Raw genomic sequence first — 8,756 nt, forward strand, 5'->3', positions numbered from 1 at the left:
TTTCTTATCATACATTATACCTTTAATTCATTAATCACAAAAAGTTTTCTCCCCCTCCAAACTAAATGATAAAATAGAATGAATGAGTCAAACAGGACATCATTCATGTAGTTAGAAAAGGGAGGATATTCATAGATGGAACATTTAATAAACCCTCTAGTAAAAGACGTTCAAATTTCAGGAATCCGTAAATTCTACAATATGGTCGCTGATATCGAAGGCACCATTTCCTTAACGATAGGGCAGCCTGATTTTCCAACTCCGATGCATATTAAAGAAGCGGCAAAACAAGCTATCGATAATGACTATACCGTTTATACTCACAATGCGGGCTATCTGGAATTAAGGGAAGCCGCTTCAAATTATGTAAAAGATAAATACAAGCTTAACTATGATCCGGCGACTGAAGTGATCGTGACCTCTGGTGCCAGCGAAGGCATAGACATTACATTTCGGACGATCCTCATCCCAGGGAACGAAGTAATATTACCGGGTCCGGTATATCCGGGATACGAACCCATCATTAAGATGTGCGGCGCAACACCGGTTTATGCCGATACAACAAAAAATGGATTTCGTTTGACGGCAGATATACTTGAAAAGTACATAACTGAACACACTCGGTGCATCGTTCTGCCCTATCCATCGAATCCGACCGGGGTTACATTAACTGCCGAAGAATTATTGGACATTGCCGAACTTGTCAGGGGCAAGGACATCTTCATATTGGCTGATGAGATATACAGTGAGCTGGTATTCGATCAGGAGCATGTTTCGATTGCCACTTTCTTAAAAGAACAAACCATCGTCCTGAACGGATTGTCCAAATCCCATTCCATGACCGGATGGAGGATCGGCCTTCTGTTTGCGCCTGCAGCCATCTCTCAGCATCTCCTGAAGGTTCACCAATACAATGTGACATGTGCCGCCTCCATATCGCAGAGAGCTGCCTTGGCAGCATTGACGGCAGGCAGAAATGATGCAATACCCATGAAGACTGAGTATGCACGGAGACGGGAATACGTGTACAGCCGCTTACAAGCGATGAAACTGGAAATAGTCAAACCAAATGGTGCCTTTTACTTCTTTATAAAGCTGCCTGAAGGCTATGCCTCTTCCCTTGATTTTTGCCTCAAGCTTGTTCAACAGGAAAAAGTGGCAGTGGTCCCTGGAGATGCCTTCTCTCCCCTTGGCGAAGGGTACTTCAGGATATCTTATGCTTATTCCATGGAGACCCTGGAAAAGGCCTTGGACCGTATTGAAGCTTTTTTAGCTAAAAAGTAATCACAAAAAAAATAGTGGCCTTCAATTGAATGGACAATTGAAGGCCACTTTCCAATGTTCGAGGATGTCAGGCTACCTAAGTTTTTTCACCTTGCCGCCAACTAATACAATCTTCGTAAAAAACGAATTTCCCGATATCCTTCTTCCTTATTTGTCGTGGTAAGGCTCACTTCAACGATGGACCCAAGTAAATCAGCCATCACTTCTTCAAATTCCTTTGCGGAACGCGGCTTTGAAAAGCCTAAGCTCTTCAATTCGCGCATCAGTATCTGAAAACCGGCATTCGTTTCGATATGACTGAATTTCACCGGCAAGATTAGCGGACTTTCATTCATTAATTTCAGATCCCAACGAATGGGCTTTGTTTGATGAATGGTTTTTTCTCGTTTAAAACCTTCAATCCTTACAATATATCGACCATCTTCTAATTCCTGGAATTTCATATTGATATCATCGAATTCGCCCATAGCTTTCACTCCTTTTTGTAAAGGCTGTCGCTATCAGCTTATTCATGATAAAGAAATGCTAGCACTTAATTATAATGTTTATATAATGCCTGTGTACCGCTATTTTCTTCGCCAGCTTCTGCCAGCCCCTCATACAGGGATTTGCTCAGGCTTAATCCAGGAGCGTCCATTCCCATTCTTTCCGCTTCATCAAGTGCAATCTTCATATCCTTGATAAAATGCTTAATATAAAAACCAGGTTCAAAATCCCCTTCAACCATCCGCGGTACGAGATTGGACAATGACCAGCTCCCGGCAGACCCCGATGATATGCTTCTTAATACCCGGTCCGGATCCAACCCCGCCTTTTTGGCATAGGAAATCGCTTCAGTCACTCCGATCATATTGGATGCAATGGCGATTTGATTGCACATTTTCGTATGCTGTCCTGAGCCAGCCGGGCCTTGATGGACAACATTGCTGCCAAGGATATCAAAAATGGGCCGGACCGCTTCAAATGCCTCACTAGACCCGCCGGCCATGATCGTGAGCTTTGCATCACGAGCACCGATATCTCCACCGGAAACCGGTGCATCCAATGATTCCATTCCCCTTTTCTTCGCTTCCTCTGCTATCTTCACTGCCAAAGTTGGAGTCGAGGTCGTCATATCGATTAAATAAGTTCCTTGTTTCCCGTTCTCGATAAGGCCATTTTCCCCAAGATAGATTTCTTCCACATCACTAGGGTATCCCACCATGGAAATGATCACATTAGCATTTTGCGTAATTTCCTTTGGAGCAGCTGCCCACTTCGCTCCCTGTGAGAGCAGTTCACTTGCCTTATCTTTCGTCCTTGTATAAACAAATACCTCATACCCCGCCTTAAGCAGATGTGCGGCCATGCTTTTTCCCATAACTCCTAAACCAATGAAGCCGATCACTTTGTTCGATTGCATCAATGCAGATTCCTCCCAATCATTTTGTTTCAAAAAAACTTAAATGGACTTTATCATTCCTCCGTCAACTAAATAGGACTGCCCCGTTATATATGTATTAGCACCTGAAACAAGGAAAGTAACGAACTTTGCAAATTCCTCGGGTTCCCCATAACGCCCAAGAGGGATTTTGTTAATGGATTGTTCAGTCATCTCCTCAGGAGTGACGCCTTGTTTCTCTGCATTCATCTTATCAAGGTGATGAACGCGATCCGTTGCGATTCTTCCTGGACCGACTGTATTGATCAAAATCCTGTCTGGTGCTAATTCTGAAGCTAACGTCTTCGACAAACCAACGATTGCCGTCCGGAATGTATTCGATAATATCAGTCCTGGAATCGGTTCCTTAATGGATGAAGAAGCAATATTAACGATTTTCCCGCCTTGTTTTTTTAAATGTGGCAAGCTCTCACGGATCGTCCTTATGAAGCTTAGTAAATTAAGTTCAAAAGATTGTTGCCATTCTTCATCATTGAAATCTGAAAAGGAACCTCCTGGAGGACCTCCGGCATTATTAATAAGAATATCGATACCGCCGAATTCTTCAGCGGTTTGCGCAACCAGGCTTTTAATATCTTCAGCTTTTGTTATATCCGTTACCATATAAGAAACTTTACCCGTCCCAAGCTGCGATAATTCCCTTTGTACGGCGGCTAGCTTTTCTCCATCACGGCTGGCTAGCATGACATTTGCTCCTTCTTTAACCAATTCGGCTGCCATAGCCTTCCCCAAACCTTGACTTGAAGCTAAAATCAAGGCATTTTTCTTTTCCAAATGTAATTCCATATCATATCTAACCTCCATATTCTTAAAAATATAATTCCATTATATCGTTATAACCGTAAAGTGAAAAATCTGAATAATCATTTTTATGATTTTTTATTTGCAAAAAAAAATAGCCGGTTGGATAACCAACCGGCTTCAAAGGGGGAAATGAGAATGTCAGCTGCCCTAAAAGAGCTAAACAACTGTGCTTGCTTTTTATTTACCCCCATTTTGGTGCACTAAACCATTTTTTCTTTAAATTAAACAAGAACTACAGGACAGCACCCCATCCGAAGGTTCTAATGGATGGGGTGCTGTTTTCCTGATTTAATTATTTCTTCAAAGCGTTAACAACCGCTTCTTTCACATTATCATTCGTGTCCAGCCCTAGAACTTCCTGAGATAGTTTTTTCATCTCTTCAAGCGAAAGTTGGCTAATTAAAGAACGTGCTTTTAAAATCGAAGTGGCACTCATTGAGAATTCATCAAGGCCCAATCCGATTAAAATCGGGATGGCCACTTCATCTCCAGCCATTTCTCCGCACATTCCGGCCCATTTCCCTTCTTTATGAGCTGCATCTATGACCATTTTAACCAAGCGTAAAATCGCTGGATTGTATGGTTGATATAAATAAGATACTCTCTCATTCATTCGGTCAGCGGCCATCGTATACTGAATCAAGTCATTAGTGCCTATGCTGAAGAAATCGACTTCCTTAGCAAATATATCCGCCATCACTGCAGTTGAAGGGATTTCAACCATGATTCCGACTTCAATCTTTTCAGCAACTTGAATACCATTATCAAGCAATTCCTGCCTGACTTCAGCCAAGACTGCTTTAGCTTCGCGGAATTCAGCCAGTGTGGCAATCATCGGGAACATGATCTTCAAGTCCCCGTAAATGCTTGCACGAAGCAGGGCACGGAGCTGGGTCCGGAATATCTCCTGCTCATTTAAGCAAAGGCGAATCGCACGGTAGCCTAGGAAAGGGTTCATTTCCTTAGGAAGCTCTAAATAAGGCAACTCCTTGTCTCCGCCTATATCAAGCGTCCTGACGACTACAGGCTTCCCTGACATTCCTTCCAGCACCGCTTTGTATGCCTCGAACTGTTCTTCTTCACTTGGAAAGTCATTTCTGCCCATATAAAGAAATTCCGTACGATATAACCCGATGCCTTCACCGCCATTTTGATGTACGCCCTCCAGATCTTTCGGCGTGCCAATATTGGCTGCCAATTCCACATGATGGCCATCATTCGTAACGGTTTTTTCATGAACAAGTTTCGCCCACTCAGCTTTTTGCCTGGCATAGGCTTCCTGCTCCTCTTCGTAGCGTTTCACGAGTTCAGGAGTGGGATTGATGTGGACTTCACCCTTTAACCCGTCAATTATGACCAAGTCACCATTTTCAATGGAAGAGGTCACTGACTTCGCTCCAACGACTGCTGGAATTTCCAATGAACGGGCCATTATGGCTGAATGGGATGTACGTCCACCGATATCGGTCGTAAATCCTTTAACATATGCCGGATTCAACTGTGCTGTATCGGATGGAGTTAAATCCTCCGCAATGATGATCACTTCTTCAGCAATCATGCTCGGATTAGGAATATGAACACCTAAAAGATGTGACAGCACCCGTTTCGTGACGTCACGGATATCCGCTGCTCGTTCCTTCATGTATTCATTATCCATTTGTTCAAACATCGTAATGAACATGCTTGCGGTTTCATTTAAAGAAAACTCTGCGTTGACGTTTTCTGATTGTATTTTATCCTGAATTGGGGTGATAAGTTCCGGATCAGCCAAAACAAGCAGGTGCGCGTCAAAGATTGCGGCTTTATCGGCCCCTAGATCCTTTTCGGCTTTATCCCTAATTATTTCCAATTCATTTGTTGACTTTTGAATAGCTTCCTTAAAACGGGATATTTCAGCCCCGACATCTTCTATGCTTCTTTTTACAATCGATAAATCTGGCTCAGTCAGTCGATAGGCTTTAGCGATGGCTATTCCGTTTGAAGCTGCTATTCCACTAATCAAAGTGGACATTATTCTGCTAATCCTTCTCTGTTCAACGTTTCAGCAAGTGTGTTAAGTGCATCGTTTTCATCGCTTCCTTCAGCAGAAATCGTAATTTCCGCCCCTTTGCCGATACCTAGGGACATTACACCCATAATGGACTTAAGGTTCACTTTTTTCTCTTTATATGCAAGGTTTATTTCTGAATCAAATTTTCCTGCAGCTTGTACAAGCAATGTTGCCGGACGAGCGTGAATTCCTGTTTCTGCAGTTACTGTAAATGTTTTTTCTACCATATAGATCAATCTCCTTTAAGATAAATTAACAAAAATAGGTTATGTAAGGGGTTTTCTCTATCCAAATGAAAAAAGAAATGCCCTTTTCCTTATCAGGATAGCATTATCATTCCCAACAAACAAACCAAAACTATTGGTACCTACAAAATAGTACAAAAATATAGATGGAACTGCAACTATTACTTTTCAGATTCTTCAATGATTAAATGGACAGCTGCGCATTTTTGGTGAAAAAAGCCCTGAAACTCAGCATAATGAAGAGGACCACCGTTAATGAAACACTTCCGAGAATTCCAATCAGAATCGCAATCTGGTACTCAATAGCAATTAGCGGGCTTATCCCCGACATGATTTGCCCTGTCATCATTCCTGGAAGGAAGATAATCCCCATCCCGAGCATATTGTTCAAAGTCGGGAGCACAGCCGAGTCGAATGCAGCATCCACATATTTCTTCACAGCCTTCGCTGGAGTCGCTCCAAGCATCAACATCGCTTCTACCTTTTCACGATTACCGCTAATCCCATCATGGAGGTTTTTAAGCGCCAATGTCACTCCGGTCATGGCATTCCCCACAATCATCCCTGCAATTGGAATGAAGTACCTCGGCTCATACCATGGCGTGAAATGGATCACGACCACATTAAAATAAAACAAGGCAGCCATGGGACCTGACAACATACTTAAAATAACCATCCTCTTGATTTTCTTATTAAGAGTATGGGACACTTGCTTAAAAATATTATGGATGGAAAACAGGGCCATCGCACATAAAAATCCTAAAGAAAGTAACGGGTGGGGATTTTCAAAGATATATGTCAAAACATATCCTGCGAGAATGAGTTGGACAGTCATCCGCACCGTAGCGAGCATGATTTGCTTTTCCCGTGTAATCCCGCGCCATTTCACGATTATGAGCAGAGTCACTACAAACACGTAGGCCGCACAAAGACGCCAGAACTCAATATCTATTATCCCATTCGACTCCATTAATAGTCACTCTCCTTCGCCTTTTTCAGAACGATCCTATGCTCAGCACACATGTCCGCCAGCTGTTTTGAATGGGTTATCATGATTACCGTTCCTTTTTCCCGCTTCACTTCTTCTAAAAAACGCCCCATGACCGTCAGCTCGGCTTCCTCATCAAGAGCTGAAGTCGGCTCATCCAATAAATACACGTCGGGGTTCAATAAAAGTAACCTCGCCAGTGCCAGTCTCTGTTTCTCCCCGCCAGAAAGATTCTCCGCACTCTCGTCTAAGGACTTCTGCAACTGGACGGTTTCAAGTGCTTTAACCAATTCTTCTTTATCCTTTTTTTCCCGTTCCGTTAATTCCAAGCCAATCTGAAGATTTTCTTCAATCGTACCCGGTAAAGTGAATGGTGCCTGAGAAAGCATTGTGACTTTACGCCGGAGCTCTATCGGGTTGAATTCAACCAGCAACTGATCCTGATAATAAATCGAACCGCTATCCGGGTCATCCATCCTGTTCAATAACCGTAGCAGTGAGGTTTTTCCTGAACCGCTTTCCCCAGTCAAACAAGTAACCATACACGCCGGTATTTCCAAATCATCAATATTCAAAATCCCTTTATATTTAATATTTTCTAGCCTGAATATCATTTTACCCGCCTGCCTCCCTTACTCCACGATATCATTATAAGAAACTATCCTGATATCGGGTAGCGATGCATGTAAAGATTTTCATTTTCTTTCGCATTTTTATAGGTTAGTATTATTCCTGCCGAATATATCCATGACGGACGTGGAAAACACCTTAATAAATGGAGGGACTTATCATGAACGGAAATTCCTTTTTACATTCTTACCTGAATGTTTTTCTCCTTACTGCACTTTGCCTGATCACGTTGTCAGGCTGCCAGGCAGCTTCAGATAACGTGATCAATCAATCCAAACAGGAAGATTCACTTTCCAACGAAGACACCCGTTCCAGTGCGGATTCTTCAAATGAAGAAAAAGGCAAGACATTCACTGCCGAGATCATCAAAGTTATTGACGGAGATACAGTAAAAATCAAAATGACTAATGGAAATCAAGAAACGGTCAGGCTCCTGTTGATAGATACTCCAGAAACCGTGCACCCATCCAAGCCCGTTCAGCCTTTTGGACCTGAAGCAAGCAAGTTCGCCAAGGAACTCATGCCTTCGGGCTCTAAAGTGGAAGTAGAAACCGGCATAGGTGAAAGAGATAAATACGGCCGGCTGCTGGCCTATTTTTATGTAGATGGTAAAATGGTGAATAAACTCCTGCTGGAAAAAGGACTGGCGAGGGTAGCCTATGTTTATGCACCGAACACGAAATACCTTGATGAATTGGAAAATATTCAAAAACAAGCCCAACAAGACGAAATCGGTATTTGGTCAATCGAAAATTATGCAACTTCAAAAGGGTTCGATGATTCGAAGTCAAAAGAAGCATCTGTGGAAAAGCCCATTGGGTCTTGCAATAACCCGCAAATTAAAGGGAATATAAATTCCAAAGGCAATAAAATTTATCACATTCCTTCGGGCCAATATTACGAAATAACTAAACCAGAAGAAATGTTTTGTACTGAAAAAGACGCACAGGATGCTGGATTCAGAAAATCGCAAAGTTAACAAATACGGTTTTTATAAAAAAAAGATCGAGTTGATTTCAGAAATCCGCTCCCTTTCCGCCGACTGTCTGCCAAGCCTCATCAAAGAAAGCGTCTGCAGGGTCTCGGCCAGCCAGTTTTTCGGCAGGAGTGTCGCATATTTCTTCCATCCATTAAGGATTACAGGAAAAAAACATGAAGAAAAAACTAGTCTTAAACAGGGTTCGGAATAAGACGAGCCAGCAGTTTTTTCTTTTAAAACACAAAGTTGATTGGAACGGAAGGACGAGACTCCTGCGGGAAAAGCGTGGCAAGTGAGACCCCGCAGGCACGCCGAGGAGGCTCTCCGACCGCCCG

General features: G+C 42.7%; 10 protein-coding genes. 2 read left to right on the forward strand and 8 right to left on the reverse strand.

Annotated features, from left to right (window positions below; all coding sequences use genetic code 11):
- The first annotated feature begins 135 nt into the window (after positions 1–135).
- Entirely contained in the window at positions 136–1,284 is a 1,149-nt protein-coding gene (locus tag ACZ9AO_RS13540; RefSeq protein ID WP_476109226.1) for an aminotransferase A, read from the forward strand.
- Between the two features lie 101 nt (positions 1,285–1,385).
- On the opposite strand, the gene ACZ9AO_RS13545 is transcribed toward ACZ9AO_RS13540, so the two are convergent.
- The 7 genes from ACZ9AO_RS13545 to ACZ9AO_RS13575 form a co-directional block, all read right to left on the reverse strand.
- Complete coding sequence (locus tag ACZ9AO_RS13545; RefSeq protein WP_034314117.1) at positions 1,386–1,751, reverse strand: hypothetical protein; 366 nt, start codon at positions 1,749–1,751, stop codon at positions 1,386–1,388.
- Positions 1,752–1,816: 65 nt separating this feature from the next.
- Positions 1,817–2,719 carry an NAD(P)-dependent oxidoreductase gene (locus tag ACZ9AO_RS13550; RefSeq protein ID WP_476109227.1) on the reverse strand — a complete coding sequence of 301 codons (903 nt, stop codon included), beginning with the start codon at positions 2,717–2,719 and terminating at the stop codon, positions 1,817–1,819.
- A 6-nt stretch (positions 2,720–2,725) separates the two neighbouring features.
- Positions 2,726–3,511 (reverse strand): SDR family oxidoreductase, encoded by a 786-nt coding sequence (locus tag ACZ9AO_RS13555; protein ID WP_476109228.1) that lies wholly within the window; start codon positions 3,509–3,511, stop codon positions 2,726–2,728.
- Between the two features lie 310 nt (positions 3,512–3,821).
- On the reverse strand, positions 3,822–5,540 hold the full coding sequence (gene ptsP / locus ACZ9AO_RS13560; protein WP_048678209.1) for a phosphoenolpyruvate--protein phosphotransferase: 1,719 nt from the start codon (positions 5,538–5,540) through the stop codon (positions 3,822–3,824).
- The gene (locus tag ACZ9AO_RS13565) at positions 5,540–5,806 is read right to left on the reverse strand and encodes a phosphocarrier protein HPr (protein ID WP_034314127.1); all 267 of its coding nucleotides are present in this window, start codon (positions 5,804–5,806) and stop codon (positions 5,540–5,542) included. The genes ptsP and ACZ9AO_RS13565 overlap by 1 nt, the downstream gene beginning before the upstream one ends.
- Positions 5,807–6,008: 202 nt before the next feature.
- On the reverse strand, positions 6,009–6,794 hold the full coding sequence (locus ACZ9AO_RS13570; protein WP_251538833.1) for an ABC transporter permease: 786 nt from the start codon (positions 6,792–6,794) through the stop codon (positions 6,009–6,011).
- Entirely contained in the window at positions 6,794–7,423 is a 630-nt protein-coding gene (locus ACZ9AO_RS13575) for an ABC transporter ATP-binding protein (RefSeq protein WP_476109236.1), read from the reverse strand. Before ACZ9AO_RS13575 ends, ACZ9AO_RS13570 begins: the two co-directional genes overlap by 1 nt.
- A gap of 179 nt (positions 7,424–7,602) precedes the next feature.
- On the opposite strand from ACZ9AO_RS13575, the gene ACZ9AO_RS13580 reads away from it, so the two are divergent.
- On the forward strand, positions 7,603–8,421 hold the full coding sequence (locus tag ACZ9AO_RS13580) for a thermonuclease family protein (protein WP_251538829.1): 819 nt from the start codon (positions 7,603–7,605) through the stop codon (positions 8,419–8,421).
- A 12-nt stretch (positions 8,422–8,433) separates the two neighbouring features.
- Here ACZ9AO_RS13580 and ACZ9AO_RS13585 read toward each other — a convergent pair.
- Positions 8,434–8,756 (reverse strand): hypothetical protein (locus tag ACZ9AO_RS13585; RefSeq protein ID WP_476109229.1); only part of this gene is annotated, 323 nt, incomplete at its 5' end.

Source organism: Peribacillus sp. TE19612, assembly GCF_056279465.1.